Raw genomic sequence first — 16,249 nt, 5'->3', positions numbered from 1 at the left:
GTCATCACGGGACGCGCGCCTCTTCGGCCTTGCGTGCCTGATTCTCCTTGCGCGCGGCGCGGGCGTTCTGGAGGAAGCAGCCGGTCTGGCCGCTCGCGCCGACCGTCGAGCAGCTGCCCGTGCCGTTGACGCCGACGCCCGCGTCGAGCGTGCCCTGCGCGCGCGCCGCCCAGCTTTCGTTCTGCGGCGTCACCTGGAATTCGCGCAGCTCCTTGGGGACGCGATATTGCTCGCGCGCGCTGCGCCGTTCGCAGATCACGATCTCCTGTCCGTCGTTGTTGGTCGGGCAGCGTTCGTTGCCATAGAGAACGAGAACGCCGTTGACCGGTGCGCGCTTGGCGACCTCGCCCGGGGTGGCGATCACCACCGGCTTGGCGGCGGCGGGGCCGGCGGGGGTCGACGTCACCTGCGCCGCGCCGGGCGTCGCCTGCTGGGCCGGCGCCGCGGCGGCGGTCAGCAACAGGGCGGTGGCGATGATCCTACGCATGGGTCTTCCTCTCAAATCCGCTTCGCCGCGGCGATCACCGCCTGCGTACCGAGCCGGATCAGCCCGCTCAGCACCGGATAGGCGATGGCATTCTCGGCGCCCGCGGCGAGCGCATGGTCGCGATGCTCCAGCTCTTCCGCCTGGAAGTCGCGGATCGCCTCGGTCAGCTCGGGCTCGCTCGCGCCGAGTTCGTCGAGCTGCTCCTGATAATGGGTGTCGATCACGGTTTCGACCGCCGCGGTGCAGGCCATCGCCGCATTGGGGCTGATCGCCGCGGTGATCGCGCCGAGCGCGAACCCCGCCTTGTCCCAGATCGGCTGGAGCAGCGTCGGGCGGACGCCGCGCTTGACGATCAGATCGTCGAAGAAAGCGCGGTGGCGTTCCTCCTGGCTCGCCATATGGTGGATCGCGCGGCTCGCCGGATGACGATCGCCGAACACCGCGAGCTGACCCGCATAGATGCGGATCGCGCCGAATTCGCCGGCCTGATCGACGCGGATCATCGCCTCGGTCGGTTCGCGCCGGTCGCCGGGCTTCCACCGGCGGGCGGGCTGCGGGGTCTCTGCCGTCATCGCGCTTTCCTCATCAGCCACAAGATAAGACCGGCGCCGCCAAGCGAAAGGATCGCGTTGAAGCCGGCGAGCGAAATCCCGCCGAGGCTCCATTGCGCGACGTCGCAGCGGATCACCGGCGCCTTCATCAACGCCGCCAGCCGCGCGTCGGGTCCGAGGCCGCGCAGGTCGACCGTCTGGGTGCAGGCGGTGAAGCCGTTCCACCAATGATATTCGACCCCGGCATGCGCGACGCCGATCGCGCCCGACACCGCGATCAGCAGCGCGGCGACGATGACGAACGCCTTGGCGATACTCCGCTGCGGCACGACGAAGGCGAGCAAAGCGAAGGGCAGCGCGGCATAATGCGGCCAGCGCTGCCAATGGCACATCTCGCACGGGTAGAGATGCCCGACCAGCTGCGAGCCCCACGCGCCGGCGAGCAGCGCCGCAGGCAGCAGCAGCGCGATCCAGCGGGCGAGGCGCTCGTTACGGGTCATTCCGCCCTCACTTCGCCGGCGGGGTCGGCGTCGCAGCCGGGATCGGGCGGGGCTTGGTCGCCGCGGCGACCTGCGCCGGGCCGCCGAGTCGCGCCACGGTCTTCAGCGCATAATAGAGCTGGAAATCGTCGATGCCCTGCTTCTTGAGCTGGTCGGCGGTCATCGCGAAGCGCGGATCGTCCTTGGTGTCCTCCTCGAGGATCTTGTTGTCCGCCTTGACCTCGTTGATCAGATGGCGGCGCAAATCGGCCTCGCGGAACACCGGGCGCGACTTGAAATCGGGGTCGCTGATCTGCGGCACCTTGATGTCGGGCTCGATCCCGCCCTCCTGCACGCTGCGCCCCGACGGCGTATAATAGCGCGCGGTGGTGAGGCGCAGCGCGGTCTGCGGACCGAGCGGCAGCAGCGTCTGCACCGAACCCTTGCCGAAGCTGCGCTCGCCCATCACCAGCGCGCGGTGATGGTCCTGCAACGCGCCGGCGACGATCTCCGAGGCGGAGGCGGTGCCGGGGTTGGTCAGCACGACGACCGGCAGGCCGTGCGCGTCGTCGCCGGGCTTGGCGAAATAGCGTTCAATGTCGCTCTTTTCTCGCCCGCGCTGTGAGACGATCTCGCCGTGATCGAGGAAGGCGTCGCTGACCGCGATCGCCTGCGTCAGCAGGCCACCGCCATTGTCGCGCAGGTCGACGACATAGCCGAGGGGGCGGTGGCCGAGGCTCTTGTCGATCGCCATGATCGCGGCGCGGGTGTCGGCGCCGGTGCTTTCCGAGAAGGTGTTGATGTTGACGTAGCCGACGTCGCCGCGGACTTCCCATTTCACCGGCTTCTGGACGATCACCTCGCGGTTCATCGTCACCTCGACCGGCTTGGTCTGGCCGGGCCGCACCAGCGTCAGGCTGATCTTGGTGCCCGGCTTGCCGCGCATCAGCGCCACCGCCTCGTCGAGCGTCTCGCCGTAGATCAGCTTGCCGTCGATATGGGTGATGTAATCGCCCGACTTGACGCCGGCGCGCTGCGCGGGCGCATCTTCCTGCGGCGCAACGACCTTGACCGCGCCGTCCTCCATCTGGACGGTGAGGCCGAGGCCGCCGTAATTGCCCTCGGTCTGGATGCGCAGATTGTCATAGTCGAGCGCGTCGACGTAGCTCGAATGCGGATCGAGGCTGGCGAGCATGCCCTGGATCGCGCCCTTGATCAGCTTCTGGTCGTCGACCTTGTCGACATAGTCCGACTTGATCCGGTTGAAGACGTCGAGGAACTGGTCAAATTCGCGATAGGTATCGGTGTCGACCGCGGCCATCGCCTGCGTCGCGAGCGGGATGAGGGACAGCGAGCCGAGGAGTGCAGTCGCGGTAAGTAGCGGACGGGCCATCGAACATCCTGAAGGCGGAGAGACTGGGCTCGTTTAGCCGCATTCTCGGGCCGGAGCAAAGCGCAGCGCGGCTGAATGCAGGCTGACTTCGCGGCCGGCTCAGCCGAGCAGCGCGGCGATGTCCATCGGCCGGCCGCGGCGGCGCAGCTCGACGGTGATTTGCGGCGCCTCGCCGGCGGCGGCGCGACCGAGCGGCATGCCCGCGGCGACGCGCTGGCCGGCCCGGACGCGGGTTGCGCCGAGGCCGGTGACGAGGCTGGTCCAGCCGTCGCCATGATCGATGATGACGATGCCGCGATAGCCGCGGAAGGCGCGGGCATAACGGACGATGCCGCCCGCCGGCGCGATTACCGGCGCATCGGCGGCGACGGCGAAGGTCAGGCCGCGCGCGCGGACGCCGGCGTCGGATATCTCGTCGAGCCCGGTGACGAGCCGACCGCGCACCGGCAGCCGATAGACGCCGGGGGCGGGTGCCGGCGCGATGCTGCCCGGGGCGAGCGGGCGCGGCAGCGGCCCCGGCAGCGCGGCGAGATCGGCGGCGCGGACGCGCGCGACATCGCCGGCGCCGAGCGAATCGACGAGATCGCGGGCGCGCTCGCCGAGCGCCAGCGCGCGGTCCGATTCGCTCATCGCGGTGCGGCCGAGCGTCTCGCTACGCTGCCGGTGCGTCGCCTCGAGGCGGGCGAGCGCGGTGCGATCGGCTTCGAGCCGCACGCGCCCGTCGCGCAACGCCTTGGCGGCGAGCGCGGCGTCGGCCTGCAAGGCGCGGGTGCGCGCGATCGCCTGACGCACCGCGTCGGTACGCGCCCGGACCACGGGCAGCGCGCCGCCGAGCACCGCGCGGACGTGGACGAGATCGTCGACCGAGCCGGGCTGGGCGATCGCCACCAGCGCGGGGCGGCGGGCGAGCGCGGTCAGCGCGGCGAGCAGTCGCGCGACGGGTTGCTGCTGCGCGGCGAGGCGGCCCTGCTGGTCGGCGAGCAGCCGCGCGACGATCGCCTGCCGGGCACGAGCGGCGGCGAGGGTCGCTTCGGCGGCGGCGACGCGGGCGGTCAGCGCGGCCTCCTCGGCGCGTGCCTTGTCGGCGGCGTCGCGTTCGGCGGCGGCATCGCGGGCGAGATCGTCGGCGCGGCGTGCGGCGAGCGTGGCGTCGCGCCGGGCAGCGGCGAGGCGCTGGCGTTGGTCGGTGAGGGTCTGGCCCTGCGCGGGAAGCGCGAGCGCGAGCAGCGCGAGGCACCACAAAGCGATCCGCCTGCCCCCTTCCGGCGCTCTCGACGCCCTCCCGTCGCGGCGGGATGACAGCGACGCGGCCATCACCCCTCCCGGTGGTACGGATGCCCCGCGAGGATCGACGTCGCGCGGAACAATTGCTCCGCCAGCATCGCCCGCGCGAGCATATGCGGCCAGGTTGCGCGCCCGAACGACAGCAACAGGTCCGCCTCGGCGCGCTCGGCATCGCCGAAGCCATCCGCCGCGCCGATCAGGAAGCGGACCTCGCGCGTGCCGGTGTCGCGCCAGCGCTCCAGCCGGCGCGCGAAGTCGAGCGACCCCAGCACTTCGCCCTTTTCGTCGAGCAGCACGCGGACCGTCTGCGGCTCGAGCGCGGGCAGCTTGCCGCCGGTGTCGGGCAGCTCGGTGACGCGCGTCGGCCAGATGATCCGCTTGAGGTAGCGCGCGACCAGCTCGGCCTCGGGCGAACGTCCGATCCGTCCGCGCGCCACGACATGCAGAAGGATGTCAGGCCTCGGGCGTCGAAGCGGCGGGGGGAACGGGCAGCGGCTTCAGCGACGACGACACGGTATCGCCGAACTGCCACATCCGTTCCAGATTGTAGAAGGTGCGCACCTCGGGCCGGAACAGGTGGACGACGACGTCGTTCGCGTCGATCAGCACCCAGTCGGCGGTCTGCAGGCCTTCGATCCGCACGCTGCGCTTGAATTCGGCCTTGATCTTCTCGGCGAGCTTGTTCGCCATCGAGGCGACCTGACGCGTCGAACGGCCGCTGGCGATCACCATATGATCGGCGATCGTCGACTTGCCGGCGAGCGGAATGGTGATCACGTCCTCGGCCTGATCGTCTTCGAGAGACGCCATGATCAGCCGGTGCAGCGCGTCGACTTCGGCCGGGTCGGCCGGACGCACGGCTTGGGGGTTAGTCGCCAAGGGGACTCCTGGGTTGCTGGGCCGGGTGGCGCCGGTGCCAGTCGGGATCGGCCGCACGGGCCGCGGTAGCGGAGGTAGGGTCGGGGCGGAAGCGCAACAGCACGAGTGCCGGCAATCTCCACATCGTCCAATGCTTCGCGTGGCTTGCGGGCCGTTGGAAGCGTCGCAGCCAACCCATGGCGACACTCGCCCGGGCAGCCCGCTCATACCCCGGACGCGCGATCACCGCAATCGGCATCGTACGCGCGATCTCGCGCCAGCCGCGCCAGCGATGGAATTGCGCCAGATTGTCCGCGCCCATCAGCCAGATGAACTGCCGACGCGGGTAGCGGCGCTGCAATTTGCGCAACGTGTCGAGCGTGTAGCGGGTGTGCAGCCGCGCCTCGATATCGGTCGCGCGGATCGGCGCACGCCGCGCCTGCCGCTTCGCCGAGGCGAGCCGCATCGCGAGCGGCGCCATGTCGCCGACCCCGTCCTTCAGCGGATTGCCCGGCGACACCAGCCACCAGGCCTCGTCGAGATCGAGCGCGCGGATCGCGGCGAGCGTGATCGCACGATGCCCGCGATGCGCGGGGTTGAACGACCCGCCGAGAATGCCGGTGGGGGTCAAGGATCGGTGCGCCAGTTCTCATGGGCATGCCGCATTCTTACGATTTCGACGCCGTCGTCCGTCACTCGATAGATCAAAAGGTAATCCGTATGCTTGATCCGCCATTTGCGGGAAGGACCGCCAAGGACGCTGCCCGCATACGGATAGTCTGCGAGAAACCGCGCCGCGGCGATTGCCGCCTGACCGATGCGATAGGCATGACGCGGATCGATCGTCCTATAGTAATCGTCCGCACGTGCCAGATCAGCCTTCGCACGGCGTGTCCAGGATGCCGCGCTCATTCGGCGGCGGCGGACCGGTATCGCGCCTCGAACCAGGCTTCCATTTCGTCCTGGCTGATGAGCTCGCCACGATCCGCGGAGTCGATGCCCTCCTGCACGAACGCGGCAAGCTCGGTATCCATCCGCACTGCCGTGCCGATCACATCGCGCAGATAATCGTCGACGGACATATGCCGCCATGCCGCAGCGGCGTGCAACGCGGTTCGCAGCGACTCGTCCATATCAAGCGGGATGATCGACCGCGGGTCCATGATCACAAGCTATGCCCTGTGGGCGGTGAGATCAACCGCGCACCTGCCCCGTCCCCCGCCCGATCCATTTGTAGGTCGTCAGCCCCTCCAGCGCGACCGGCCCGCGGGCGTGGAGGCGACCGGTGGCGATGCCGATCTCCGCGCCGAGGCCGAACTCGCCGCCGTCGGCAAATTGCGTCGAGGCGTTCCACAGCACGATCGCGCTGTCGACCTCGGCAAGGAAGCGTTCGGCGACCGCGGCATCCCCGGCGACGATCGCGTCGGTATGGTGCGAGCCGTGGCGGGCGATATGCGCCATCGCGCCCTCGACACCGTCGACCAGGGCAACCGAGGCGATCGCATCGAGATATTCGGTGTCCCAGTCCGCCGCATCCGCCGGTTTGACGATCTCGCCGATCGAGGCCTCGACCGGATCACCGCGCACCTCGCACCCCGCCTCCTGCAACGCCTCGACCAAGTCGACCGGCGCGGCGAAGTCCCGGTCGATCAGCAAAGTCTCCATCGCGCCGCAGATGCCGGTGCGGCGCATCTTGGCGTTGACGACGATCGTTCGCGCCATCGCCGGATCGGCGGAGCCGTCGACATAGACGTGGTTGATGCCGTCGAGATGCGCGAGCACCGGCACCCGCGCCTCCGCCTGGACGCGCGCGACGAGGCTCTTGCCGCCGCGCGGTACGACGAGGTCGATCGCGCCCTCCGCCGCCAGCATCGCGCCGACCGCGGCGCGATCGGTGACCGGCACCAGTTGCGCCGCATCCGCCGGCAGCCCCGCCGCGGCGAAGCCCGCCGCGAGCGCCGCATGGATCGCCCGGTTACTGTGCACCGCCTCCGATCCGCCGCGCAGGATCGCGGCATTGCCCGCCATCACGCACAGCGCCGCGGCGTCGGCGGTGACGTTGGGGCGCGATTCGTAGATGATACCGATCACCCCGATCGGCACCCGGACGCGGCTGAGTTGCAGGCCGTTAGGCCGCTCGCTGCGGTCGATCACCTGCCCGACCGGATCGGCGAGCCCCGCCACCGCCTCGACCCCCGCGGCCATGCCGGCGATCCGCCCCGCGTCGAGCTTCAGCCGGTCGAGCAGCGCCGCCGAAAGGCCGCGCGCCTCGCCCGCCGCCATGTCGCGCGCGTTGGCGGCGAGGATCGCCGTCTCCGCGGAACGCAGCGCCGCCGCGGCAGCGCGCAGCCCGGCGGCCTTGGCGGCGGTCGGCATCCCCGCCAGCGTGGCGGCGGCGATGCGGGCGCGCCGCCCCATCTCGGCGATCAATTCGGTCGGATTCTCTGCGTCGGCCATAAGCTTCGTTACCACGATCTCCCCTCTCGCGCCACGATCGCACTCTTGCTACGTCCATGCCATGTCGGGGGATATCACAGCAGCAGGCGACCTCATCACCGGGGCGCTCGGCGCACGGGCGGTCGAGCCACATGCGGGCGAACACGCGGGCCATGGCCACGGCAGCGGCCTGTGCCTCAATTGCGGGACGCGGCTGATCGGCGCGCATTGCCATGCCTGCGGGCAGAGCGGCCACGTCCATCGCAGCGTCGGCGCGATCGGCCACGAGATCGCGCACGGCGTCTTCCACTTCGAAGGCAAGATCTGGCGGACGCTGCCGATGCTGCTGTGGCGGCCCGGCGACCTCACCCGCCGCTACGTCGCCGGCGAGCGTGCGCGCTTCGTCTCGCCGCTCGCGCTGTTCCTGTTCACCGTCTTCCTGATGTTCGCGACGATCAGCGCGCTCGGCGGCGACATCGCCGAACTGGTCACGCCCGAGCGGATGAACAGCAACGTCGTCGGCCTGGCGCGCGGTGCCGAGAAGGCGCAGCAGGGGCTCGACAAAGCGGAGGCGCAGCGCGCGCAGCTGGTCGCCGCGGGCAGGCCGACGGGACAGGTCGACAAGGACATCGCCTCGCTACGCACCGCGATCGCCGCGCTCAAACGTGTCAACGGCGGTGAAACCGGCGACATCCCCTCCGCAATGACCAATGCGAAGACGGGATGGGGGAAACTCGACCATGGATTGCAGAAGGCGAGCAAGAACCCGGGTCTCGCGCTCTACAAGCTGCAATCAAGCGCCTACAAATATAGCTGGCTGCTGATCCCGATCTCGACGCCGTTCGTCGCCCTGCTGTTCCTGTGGCGGCGGCGCTTCGGCCTGTACGACCATGCGATCTTCGTCACCTACAGCCTCGCCTTCATGATGCTGATGGTGATCGCGCTGATGCTGCTCGGCGTCGCGGGGCTGGGCAGTGGCTGGATCGTGCTGGCGGTGTTCGCGCTGCCGCCGCTGCACATGTACCGCCAGCTGCGCGGCGCCTATACGCTGCGCAGGGTTTCGGCGCTGTGGCGGACCGCGGCGCTGCTCGTCTTCGCCTGGGCGGCGCTGCTGACCTTCGTCGCGCTGCTGCTGATGCACGGCCTGACCGACTGAGCGACCGCTCAGGCCGCGACCAGCGCCCGATACGTCTCGCGCAGCGCGACCTTGTCGATCTTCTCGGTCCCCAGCCGCGGCAGCGGCGCGTCGGCGATCCAGATGCGGGTCGGCACCTTGAAGGCGGCGATATGGTCGGACAGGAACGCCTGCAATTCGCCCTCGCTCAGCGTCTCGCCGTCGCGCGGCTGGACGACCGCGCCGGGCACCTCGTCGAAGCGCGCGTCGGGCAGGCCGAACACCGCCGCCTCGGCCACCGCGGGATGCGCGTAGAGCGCCGCCTCGACCTCCTGGCACGAGATATTCTCGCCGCCGCGGATGATGATGTCCTTCTTGCGGTCGACGATGAACAGATAGCCGTCCGCGTCGAGATAACCGATGTCGCCGGTGCGGAAATAGCCGTCGGCGGTCATGCAGGCCGCGGTCGCCTCGGGCCGGTTCCAATAGCCGAGGAAGTTGCAGATCGAGCGGATCGCCACCTCGCCGCGCGCGCCCTGCGCCACCGGTGCGCCGGCATCGTCGAGGATGGCGAGATCGACCAGCGGGGGCGAGGCGCGACCGGCGCTGTTCGGCTTGGCGAGATAGTTGGTCCGCCAATTGCCCGTGCCGACCGCATTGGTCTCGGTGAGCCCGTACCCGATCAGCGGCGCGCCGCCGCCCATCTCGGCATCGATGCGGCGGACGTGCTCGACCGGGCGCGGCGCGCCGCCGGCGGCGAAATCGGTGACGGTCGAGAGATCGTAATCGGCGCGATCGGGATGGGTCAGGATCTCGAAGCTCATCAGCGGCACCCCGACGAAATAGCTGATCCGCTCCTGCGCGATCAGCCGCATCGCCTCGCCCGCGTCCCATTTCGGCATCAGCACCAGCTTGCGCCCCATCGCGAAGCTCTGCAGCAGCACCGGCACTTCGGCGGTGACGTGGAACAGCGGCAGCGTCAGCAGCGTCGAGGGCTGTTCGGTCGGCGCGTTGCCGTCCTGCGCGGCGATGCCGAGCATGGTGAGCGCCTGCGCGAGATAGTTGAAGACGCCCTGGATCACGCTGCGATGGTCGCACAGCGCCCCCTTCGACTGGCCGGTCGAGCCCGAGGTGAACAGGATCGTCGCATGATCCTCCGCCCCGACGGCGGGCAGCGGCATGTCGGGCTGGCCGGCGGCGGTCACCGCGGCGAGCGCCTGCGCCAGCGGCAACGTGTCGTCGATCGCGACCACCGGCGCGGGCACGCCGGCAAGCCGCCTCGCCCGCGGCGCATCGGCGAAGACCAAGGCGCACTCCACCTCGCGAATCGCCGCCGCCAGTTCCTCGGCCTGCCACCAGCCGTTGAGCAGGGTCGCGACGCCGCCCGCCATCACCACGCCCATGTAGAGCACGATCCACGCCGGCGAGTTGCGCATCGCGATGCCGACGCGGTCGCCGCGCGCGATGCCGTGCGCGGCGACCAGCGCCTGGGCGACTGCGGTCGCGACCGCATACACTTGCGCGAAGGTCAGCCGCTCGTCACCCGAGACGAGGAAGGTCTTGTCCGCATGTTCCTGACAATAATGGGCAAAATAATAAGGGAGCGAGGGCGGCGCGGCGGCGATGACCGGATAGTCGCGGCCATCGCGCTGCACCGTGCCGAGCGGCAGCATGCCGCCGGGCGCGGTCAGCGCCGCCATGGTCGCGTCCATGCGCACGTCGAGCGTCGTCCTCATATCTCTCTCCGCTTGGTCTTGTGCCTTTGGCCCACTATGCAGACGCCAAACCCTGGGGGAAAGCCTTGATCCTGCCGTTGCTCGCCGCTGCCGCCCCCACCGCCGTCCCGGCGGGCGGCGGCCACATCCGTTTTGCCGATCTGGGGCTGCACCCGGACATCTTCTCGATCGGCTTCTTCACGCTGCGCTGGTACAGCCTCGCCTATATCGCCGGCATCCTCGTCGGCTGGTGGTATCTGCTCAAATTGCTCGCCCAGCCCGGCGCGCCGATGGCGCGGCGCCATGCCGACGACCTCGTCTTCTATGCGACGCTCGGCATCATCCTCGGCGGGCGGATCGGCTATGTGCTGTTCTACGCGCCCGAGATGCTGCTCCACCCGATCCGCATCCTGCGATTGTGGGACGGCGGCATGAGCTTCCACGGCGGCGTGATCGGCACGTCGATCGGGATCATCCTGTTCGCGCGCAAGCACAAGCTCGACTGGCTGCGGGTCCACGATTACATCGCCTGCGTGGTGCCGTTCGGGCTGTTCTTCGGCCGGCTGGCCAATTTCGTGAACGGCGAATTGTGGGGCAAGCCCGCCGACGTGCCCTGGGCGATCGTGTTCGAGCGGACCGTGCCGTTCGACGTGCCCGAGCCGGCGCGCCACCCCAGCCAGCTCTACGAGGCGGGGCTGGAGGGGATCGTGCTGTTCGCGATCCTGTGGTTCGCCTTCTGGCGGACCAAGGCGCGCTACCAGCCGGGCAAGCTCGTCGGGCTGTTCGTGCTCGGCTATGGCGTGGCGCGGTTCATCGTCGAATTCTTCCGCGAACCCGATGCGCAGTTCCGCGGCTCGTTCATCGAGGCGACCGGCATCCATATGGGCCAGTGGCTGTGCGTGCCGATGATCGCCGGCGGCCTGTACCTCGTGCTGACCGCGCCGAAACGCCGCACGCGGGTGGAGCCGATCGCGGGGACGCAGAGCGTGGCGTAAGGGGAGTTATCCTCGGCCACCCCTCCCCCACACATCTGTCATCCCCGCGGAGGCGGGGATCCATACACGCCGACGTAGCGGCTTAAAGGGGGACCCGCGCGTCTGGATCCCCGCCTTCGCGGGGATGACGAAGGAGGGCGGAGGGCGGCTAAACCCTTGCGCCGTCCACTCCGCACCGTCATTTCGGGCGGGTGACCGAAGCTCCCCTCCCCGACCGTCTCGCGCGCGCGATCACCCTTGCCGGGCCGATGCCGGTGTCGCAGTTCATGGCCGCCGCCAACGCGCATTATTATGCGACGCGCGACCCGTTCGGCGCGCGCGGCGATTTCGTCACCGCGCCCGAGATCAGCCAGATGTTCGGCGAGCTGATCGGCCTGTGGTGCGCCGATCTGTGGGACCGCGCCGGACGACCCGACGTCGCCTGGGTCGAGCTCGGTCCCGGTCGCGGTACGCTCGCCGCCGACGCGTTACGCGCGATGGCCAAGGCGGGCCTCGTCCCCGCGGTGCATTTCGTCGAGACCAGCCCCGTCCTTCGCGCCGCGCAGGCCGAGCGCGTGCCGGAGGCGACGTGGCACGACGGCGTCGACACCTTGCCCAGCGACGTCGCGCTGCTCGTCGTCGCCAACGAATTCTTCGACGCCTTGCCGATCCGCCAGCTCGTCCGCCGCGGGGAGGGCTGGCACGAACGGCTGGTCGCCTGTCAGGACACGTTGTTCCTGCCGATCGCGGGCAAGGCGGTACCGGTCGACCTGCTCCCCGAACCGCTCCGCGACGCCCCCGCCGGATCGGTGCTGGAAATTTCGCCGGCGAGCGTCGCGGTGATGCAGGCTCTCGGCCGCCGCATCGCCGCGCAGGGCGGCGCGCTGGTCGCGATCGATTACGGCTACGAGGGACCGGCGGTCGGCGAGACGTTGCAGGCGGTGCGCGGCCACGGCTTCGCCAATCCGTTCGAGACGCCGGGCGACAACGATCTGTCGGCGCATGTCGACTTCACCACGCTCGCCGCCGCGGCGCAGGCGGCGGGCGCGGTCGCCTGGGGACCGGTGACGCAGCGCGACCTGCTCGGTCAGCTCGGCATCGACGGCCGTGCCACCGCACTCGCCCGCCATGCGCCCGAGCGGACCGAGGCGATCCTCGCCGACCGCGCGCGATTGATGGGAGACATGGGGCTGCTGTTCAAGGCGCTGGCGGTGACGCACCACGATTGGCCCACTCCGGCGGCGTTCGGCGCATGACCGCGACGCTGCGCAACCCGACGGTTGCCGATGCCGAGGCGATCGCCGCATTGATGGCGGATTGCTTCACCGCGACCTTCGGCTCGCTCTACGACCCTGCCGATCTGGCGAGCTTCCTCGATGCGCTGACCGTCGAGCGGTGGCGGGCGGAGCTGGCCGACCCCGCCTTCGCCTTCCTGCTCGCCGAGGACGATGGCGCGGCGGTGGGGTTCGCGAAGCTGGGGCCGCATGCGCTGCCGGTGACGCCTGCCGGCGCGATGATCGAGCTGCGTCAATTGTACCTGCGCGGGTCGCAGCAGGGCAGCGGGCTGGCGGCGCGGATGATGGACTGGGTGATCGCCACCGCGCGGGCGCGTGGTGCAGGCGAGCTGTTCCTGTCGGTCTATGTCGACAACCATCGCGCGCGGCGCTTCTACGAACGTTATGGCTTCGAGGAGATCGGCATCTACACCTTCATGGTCGGCAATCATGCCGACGAGGACCATCTGATGCGGCTCGCACTGTGAGCGTCGAGGTGATCCGCGCGCGCCGCCTCGGCGACGTGCCGCATGGTTTTTTCGGCCGCCGCGGGGGCGTGTCGGACGGCATGGTTGCCGGGCTCAACGCCGGCCTGGGCTCGGCCGACGATCCCGCCGCGGTCGCCGAGAACCGCCGCCTCGCCACGGACGCGGTGCTGCCCGGCGCGGCGCTGCTCGGGCTATACCAGATCCATTCGGCCGAGGCGGTGGTCGTCACCGCGCCCTATGCCGCCGCGGCGCGGCCACGGGCGGATGCGCTGGTCACCGACAGGCCGGGGCTGCTGCTGGGTATCCTCACCGCGGATTGCGCGCCGGTGCTGTTCGCCGATCGCGATGCGGGCGTCGTCGGTGCGGCGCATGCCGGCTGGAAGGGTGCGCTCGGCGGCGTCACCGATGCGACGCTCGCGGCGATGGCGTCGCTCGGCGCGCGGCGCGAGCGGATCGTCGCCGCGATCGGGCCGTGCATCGCGCGCGCCTCCTATGAGGTGGACGACGGCTTCCTGCGCACCTTCGCCGAAGCCGATGCGGCGAACGAGCGCTTCTTCGCCGATGGCCGCGCGGGCCATCACCAGTTCGATCTCGAAGCCTATGTCGCGCATCGCCTCGCCGCCGCGGGGGTGACGCGGATCGAGGCGCTCGGGCTCGACACCTATGGCGACGAGGAGCGCTTCTACAGCTTCCGCCGCGCGACGCACCGCGGAGAGGCGGATTACGGGCGGCAGATCAGCGTGATCGGATTGGGGTAAGGATCGCCCTCCTCGTCATCCCGGCGAAAGCCGGGACCCATGGGTGCGGGCGGCCGATGATGCGCACTATCGCGGACGGCACCGTATCCATAGGTCCCGACTTTCGTCGGGATGACGAACTGGGACGCGTCCGCCCACATCTCCCACCACCAACCGCAAACTGGTGTCATCCGTTACGATCCGCGGCTATGCTCTTCGCCATCAAGGAGAAGACCATGCCCGACGAAGCAGAACTGACCGGCGCCGGCGGCACCCCGAGCCCTGCCGCCACCGACATCGGCGTCGAGAAGATCGGCGACCGCAAGCTGCGCCCCTCGACGATGATGATGGGACACGGCTTCGACCCGGCGCTGTCGGAAGGCGCGCTCAAGCCGCCGATCTTCCTCACCTCGACCTTCGTCTTCCCCAATGCCGCCGCGGGCAAGCGCCATTTCGAGGGCGTCACCGGCAAGCGCCCGGGCGGCGCCGACGGCCTCGTCTATTCGCGCTTCAACGGCCCGAATCAGGAGATCCTCGAAGACCGGCTCGGCATCTGGGAAGAGGCCGAGGACGCGCTCGCCTTCTCCAGCGGCATGTCGGCGATTGCCACGCTGTTCCTCGCGATGACCAAGCCGGGCGACACAATCGTCCATTCCGGCCCGCTCTATGCGGCGACCGAGACGCTGATCGGTCGCATCCTCGGCAAGTTCGGGGTCAAGTGGCTCGACTTCCCCGCCGGCGCGACGCGCGAGGAGATCGACGCGGTGCTGACCGAAGCCAGGACCGGCCATGTCGCGCTGATCTATCTCGAAAGCCCTGCCAACCCGACCAACGCGCTGGTCGATATCGAGGCGGTGGCGGCAAGCCGCGACGCGATCTTCGCCGATGCCGACGAGAAGCCGCCGATCGCGATCGACAACACCTTTCTCGGGCCGTTGTGGCAGCAGCCGCTGCGCCACGGCGCCGATATCGTCGTCTACAGCCTCACCAAATATGCCGGCGGGCATAGCGATCTCGTCGCGGGCGGCGTGCTCGGCAGCAAGGCGCACATCAACACGATCCGCTCGATGCGCAACACGATCGGCACGATCTGCGATCCGCATACCGCGTGGATGCTGCTGCGCAGCCTCGAGACGCTGGAGCTGCGGATGAGCCGTGCCGGCGAGAATGCGGTCAAGGTCTGCGCCTTCCTGCGCGACCATCCCAAGGTGGAGCGCGTCGGCTATCTCGGCTTCCTGCCCGACACGCCGGGGATGGAGCGCCAGGCCGACATCTACCGCCGCCATTGCACCGGCGCGGGTTCGACCTTCTCGCTGATCGTCAAGGGCGGCGAGGCGGAGGCATTCCGCTTCCTCGACGCGCTGCGCATCGCCAAGCTCGCGGTGTCGCTCGGCGGCACCGAGACGCTCGCCAGCCATCCGGCGGCGATGACGCATCTGTCGGTGCCCGAGGAGCGCAAGGCGGCGCTCGGCATCACCGACAATCTGGTGCGCATCTCGATCGGCGTCGAGGATGCCGACGATCTGATCGCCGACTTCGATCAGGCGCTGAACGCGATCTGATCGGGTCGCGCGGCGGCGCGAAGAAGGGTTTTGCGCGCAGAGGCGCAGAGGGGTTCCGCCCTTCTGCGCCGCAGGCGCTCTTCAAACAGGGCTAGGTCACGTCGCTCGCGTCGCACGCACCATCTCTGCGTCTCCGCGTATCTGCGCGAAAATAAATCACGCGAAGGCGCGAAGAGGTCGCGCTACAGGCCGCCTCACCCGTCCCACGGACGAGGATAGCGGGCCGCGCCCGCGGCGGGCGGGACACCTTCGCGTCTTCGCGCGAACCACATTGCCTTGCCCCGATGCGGCAATGCCACGATTATAAGCGGATGCCCGCGCTTCCCACATTCACCCATATCGCGCACGACGATTTCGTCGCCGCGGTCCACACGCTCGCCGACGCGGTGCGCGACGGCGGCTGGACGCCCGATTTCATCATCGGCATCGGCCGCGGCGGCCTCGCGCCGGCGGTCTATCTCAGCCACGCCACCGGCCTGCCGATGCTCTCGGTCGATTATTCCAGCCAGGTCGAGGATTTCGCCGAAGCGCCGTTGGTCCGCCTCGCCGAACGCACGCGCGCCGGCGAGAAACTGCTGTTCGTCGACGACATCAACGATTCGGGCCGGACGATCGGCCATATCCGCAAGACGCTGGCGCAGGCCGGCGCGACCGCGGCGGTGCTGCGCTTCGCGACGCTGATCGACAATGCCAGCTCGGCTGAGCGCGTCGATTACGCCGCGCGCACGATCGACCGGCGCGACACCAAGGACTGGTTCGTCTTCCCGTGGGAGGCGGTCGCGCCGCAACAGTCGCTCGCCGCCGATGCCGCCCAAGTCCCCGACCGGATCGCCTGAGCGGCCCCTTGCCACGCCAATCCGCCCCCCTCGGTTTGAGCGGAGGGCCAGATGCCCCAAC

Annotated in this window: 19 protein-coding genes; 7 read left to right on the top strand and 12 right to left on the bottom strand. The window is 69.6% G+C overall.

The features are described from left to right. Nucleotides 1-4: 4 nt before the first annotated feature. From MC45_RS15140 to MC45_RS15090, 11 genes are all read right to left on the bottom strand, one after another. Entirely contained in the window at nucleotides 5-487 is a 483-nt protein-coding gene (locus MC45_RS15140; RefSeq protein ID WP_038664893.1) for a hypothetical protein, read from the bottom strand. A gap of 11 nt (nucleotides 488-498) precedes the next feature. Next, nucleotides 499-1,059: a demethoxyubiquinone hydroxylase family protein gene (locus tag MC45_RS15135; RefSeq protein ID WP_038664890.1), complete on the bottom strand. Its 561-nt coding sequence runs from the start codon at nucleotides 1,057-1,059 to the stop codon at nucleotides 499-501. Continuing rightward, nucleotides 1,056-1,538 (bottom strand): disulfide bond formation protein B, encoded by a 483-nt coding sequence (locus MC45_RS15130; RefSeq protein WP_038664888.1) that lies wholly within the window; start codon nucleotides 1,536-1,538, stop codon nucleotides 1,056-1,058. The genes MC45_RS15135 and MC45_RS15130 overlap by 4 nt, the downstream gene beginning before the upstream one ends. A 7-nt stretch (nucleotides 1,539-1,545) precedes the next feature. Further along, a complete protein-coding gene (locus tag MC45_RS15125) occupies nucleotides 1,546-2,910 on the bottom strand; it encodes a S41 family peptidase (RefSeq protein ID WP_038664886.1) in 1,365 nt (454 codons plus the stop codon). Nucleotides 2,911-3,009: 99 nt separating this feature from the next. Then, nucleotides 3,010-4,224, bottom strand: coding sequence for a murein hydrolase activator EnvC family protein (locus MC45_RS15120; protein WP_081974469.1), 1,215 nt, complete (start codon nucleotides 4,222-4,224; stop codon nucleotides 3,010-3,012). Continuing rightward, the gene (locus tag MC45_RS15115; RefSeq protein WP_038664883.1) at nucleotides 4,224-4,646 is read right to left on the bottom strand and encodes a 23S rRNA (pseudouridine(1915)-N(3))-methyltransferase RlmH; all 423 of its coding nucleotides are present in this window, start codon (nucleotides 4,644-4,646) and stop codon (nucleotides 4,224-4,226) included. Before MC45_RS15115 ends, MC45_RS15120 begins: the two co-directional genes overlap by 1 nt. A 1-nt stretch (nucleotide 4,647) precedes the next feature. Beyond that, nucleotides 4,648-5,004 (bottom strand): ribosome silencing factor, encoded by a 357-nt coding sequence (gene rsfS, locus MC45_RS15110; RefSeq protein WP_052075832.1) that lies wholly within the window; start codon nucleotides 5,002-5,004, stop codon nucleotides 4,648-4,650. Between the two features lie 58 nt (nucleotides 5,005-5,062). Continuing rightward, a complete protein-coding gene (locus MC45_RS15105; RefSeq protein ID WP_038664877.1) occupies nucleotides 5,063-5,683 on the bottom strand; it encodes a nicotinate-nucleotide adenylyltransferase in 621 nt (206 codons plus the stop codon). After that, nucleotides 5,680-5,964, bottom strand: a complete 285-nt coding sequence (locus tag MC45_RS15100) for a type II toxin-antitoxin system RelE/ParE family toxin (protein ID WP_038664873.1) — start codon at nucleotides 5,962-5,964, stop codon at nucleotides 5,680-5,682. The genes MC45_RS15105 and MC45_RS15100 overlap by 4 nt, the downstream gene beginning before the upstream one ends. Then, nucleotides 5,961-6,215 carry a hypothetical protein gene (locus MC45_RS15095; protein WP_052075700.1) on the bottom strand — a complete coding sequence of 85 codons (255 nt, stop codon included), beginning with the start codon at nucleotides 6,213-6,215 and terminating at the stop codon, nucleotides 5,961-5,963. Before MC45_RS15095 ends, MC45_RS15100 begins: the two co-directional genes overlap by 4 nt. A gap of 31 nt (nucleotides 6,216-6,246) precedes the next feature. After that, the gene (locus MC45_RS15090; protein WP_038664871.1) at nucleotides 6,247-7,509 is read right to left on the bottom strand and encodes a glutamate-5-semialdehyde dehydrogenase; all 1,263 of its coding nucleotides are present in this window, start codon (nucleotides 7,507-7,509) and stop codon (nucleotides 6,247-6,249) included. Nucleotides 7,510-7,570: 61 nt separating this feature from the next. Between MC45_RS15090 and MC45_RS15085 the strand changes: the two genes are divergently transcribed. Further along, nucleotides 7,571-8,644 (top strand): DUF3667 domain-containing protein, encoded by a 1,074-nt coding sequence (locus MC45_RS15085; RefSeq protein WP_038664868.1) that lies wholly within the window; start codon nucleotides 7,571-7,573, stop codon nucleotides 8,642-8,644. An 8-nt stretch (nucleotides 8,645-8,652) separates the two neighbouring features. Here MC45_RS15085 and MC45_RS15080 read toward each other — a convergent pair whose 3' ends face one another. Further along, the gene (locus MC45_RS15080; protein ID WP_038664865.1) at nucleotides 8,653-10,338 is read right to left on the bottom strand and encodes a class I adenylate-forming enzyme family protein; all 1,686 of its coding nucleotides are present in this window, start codon (nucleotides 10,336-10,338) and stop codon (nucleotides 8,653-8,655) included. A 65-nt stretch (nucleotides 10,339-10,403) separates the two neighbouring features. Here MC45_RS15080 and lgt point away from each other — a divergent pair, with 65 nt between their 5' ends. The 6 genes from lgt to MC45_RS15050 all read left to right on the top strand — a co-directional run bounded on the left by lgt (nucleotide 10,404) and on the right by MC45_RS15050 (nucleotide 16,188). Further along, nucleotides 10,404-11,312, top strand: a complete 909-nt coding sequence (lgt, locus tag MC45_RS15075) for a prolipoprotein diacylglyceryl transferase (RefSeq protein ID WP_038664861.1) — start codon at nucleotides 10,404-10,406, stop codon at nucleotides 11,310-11,312. 248 nt (nucleotides 11,313-11,560) lie between these two features. Beyond that, nucleotides 11,561-12,547 carry a class I SAM-dependent methyltransferase gene (locus MC45_RS15070; protein WP_081974468.1) on the top strand — a complete coding sequence of 329 codons (987 nt, stop codon included), beginning with the start codon at nucleotides 11,561-11,563 and terminating at the stop codon, nucleotides 12,545-12,547. Further along, complete coding sequence (locus tag MC45_RS15065; protein WP_052075699.1) at nucleotides 12,544-13,053, top strand: GNAT family N-acetyltransferase; 510 nt, start codon at nucleotides 12,544-12,546, stop codon at nucleotides 13,051-13,053. The genes MC45_RS15070 and MC45_RS15065 overlap by 4 nt, the downstream gene beginning before the upstream one ends. Beyond that, a complete protein-coding gene (gene pgeF, locus MC45_RS15060) occupies nucleotides 13,050-13,811 on the top strand; it encodes a peptidoglycan editing factor PgeF (protein ID WP_038664856.1) in 762 nt (253 codons plus the stop codon). Before MC45_RS15065 ends, pgeF begins: the two co-directional genes overlap by 4 nt. A 215-nt stretch (nucleotides 13,812-14,026) precedes the next feature. Further along, complete coding sequence (locus tag MC45_RS15055) at nucleotides 14,027-15,352, top strand: cystathionine gamma-synthase family protein (protein ID WP_038667588.1); 1,326 nt, start codon at nucleotides 14,027-14,029, stop codon at nucleotides 15,350-15,352. A 311-nt stretch (nucleotides 15,353-15,663) separates the two neighbouring features. Beyond that, the gene (locus MC45_RS15050; protein ID WP_038667585.1) at nucleotides 15,664-16,188 is read left to right on the top strand and encodes a phosphoribosyltransferase; all 525 of its coding nucleotides are present in this window, start codon (nucleotides 15,664-15,666) and stop codon (nucleotides 16,186-16,188) included. Nucleotides 16,189-16,249: the final 61 nt, after the last annotated feature.

The sequence above is a fragment of the Sphingomonas taxi genome (assembly GCF_000764535.1).
Classification (GTDB): Bacteria; Pseudomonadota; Alphaproteobacteria; order Sphingomonadales; family Sphingomonadaceae; genus Sphingomonas; species Sphingomonas taxi.
Note: the sequence above shows the minus strand (reverse complement) of the source record. Positions and strands in the feature narration are given on the sequence as shown.

Bases quoted from the DNA above. Each gene is read 5' to 3' on its own strand.
- MC45_RS15140 (WP_038664893.1), bottom strand. From the start codon at position 487: ATGCGTAGGATCATCGCCACCGCCCTGTTGCTGACCGCCGCCGCGGCG.
- MC45_RS15135 (WP_038664890.1), bottom strand. From the start codon at position 1,059: ATGACGGCAGAGACCCCGCAGCCCGCCCGCCGGTGGAAGCCCGGCGAC.
- MC45_RS15130 (WP_038664888.1), bottom strand. From the start codon at position 1,538: ATGACCCGTAACGAGCGCCTCGCCCGCTGGATCGCGCTGCTGCTGCCT.
- MC45_RS15125 (WP_038664886.1), bottom strand. From the start codon at position 2,910: ATGGCCCGTCCGCTACTTACCGCGACTGCACTCCTCGGCTCGCTGTCC.
- MC45_RS15120 (WP_081974469.1), bottom strand. From the start codon at position 4,224: ATGGCCGCGTCGCTGTCATCCCGCCGCGACGGGAGGGCGTCGAGAGCG.
- rsfS (WP_052075832.1), bottom strand. From the start codon at position 5,004: ATGGCGTCTCTCGAAGACGATCAGGCCGAGGACGTGATCACCATTCCG.
- MC45_RS15100 (WP_038664873.1), bottom strand. From the start codon at position 5,964: ATGAGCGCGGCATCCTGGACACGCCGTGCGAAGGCTGATCTGGCACGT.
- MC45_RS15095 (WP_052075700.1), bottom strand. From the start codon at position 6,215: ATGGACCCGCGGTCGATCATCCCGCTTGATATGGACGAGTCGCTGCGA.
- MC45_RS15090 (WP_038664871.1), bottom strand. From the start codon at position 7,509: ATGGCCGACGCAGAGAATCCGACCGAATTGATCGCCGAGATGGGGCGG.
- MC45_RS15085 (WP_038664868.1), top strand. From the start codon at position 7,571: ATGTCGGGGGATATCACAGCAGCAGGCGACCTCATCACCGGGGCGCTC.
- MC45_RS15080 (WP_038664865.1), bottom strand. From the start codon at position 10,338: ATGAGGACGACGCTCGACGTGCGCATGGACGCGACCATGGCGGCGCTG.
- MC45_RS15070 (WP_081974468.1), top strand. From the start codon at position 11,561: ATGCCGGTGTCGCAGTTCATGGCCGCCGCCAACGCGCATTATTATGCG.
- MC45_RS15065 (WP_052075699.1), top strand. From the start codon at position 12,544: ATGACCGCGACGCTGCGCAACCCGACGGTTGCCGATGCCGAGGCGATC.
- MC45_RS15055 (WP_038667588.1), top strand. From the start codon at position 14,027: ATGCCCGACGAAGCAGAACTGACCGGCGCCGGCGGCACCCCGAGCCCT.
- MC45_RS15050 (WP_038667585.1), top strand. From the start codon at position 15,664: ATGCCCGCGCTTCCCACATTCACCCATATCGCGCACGACGATTTCGTC.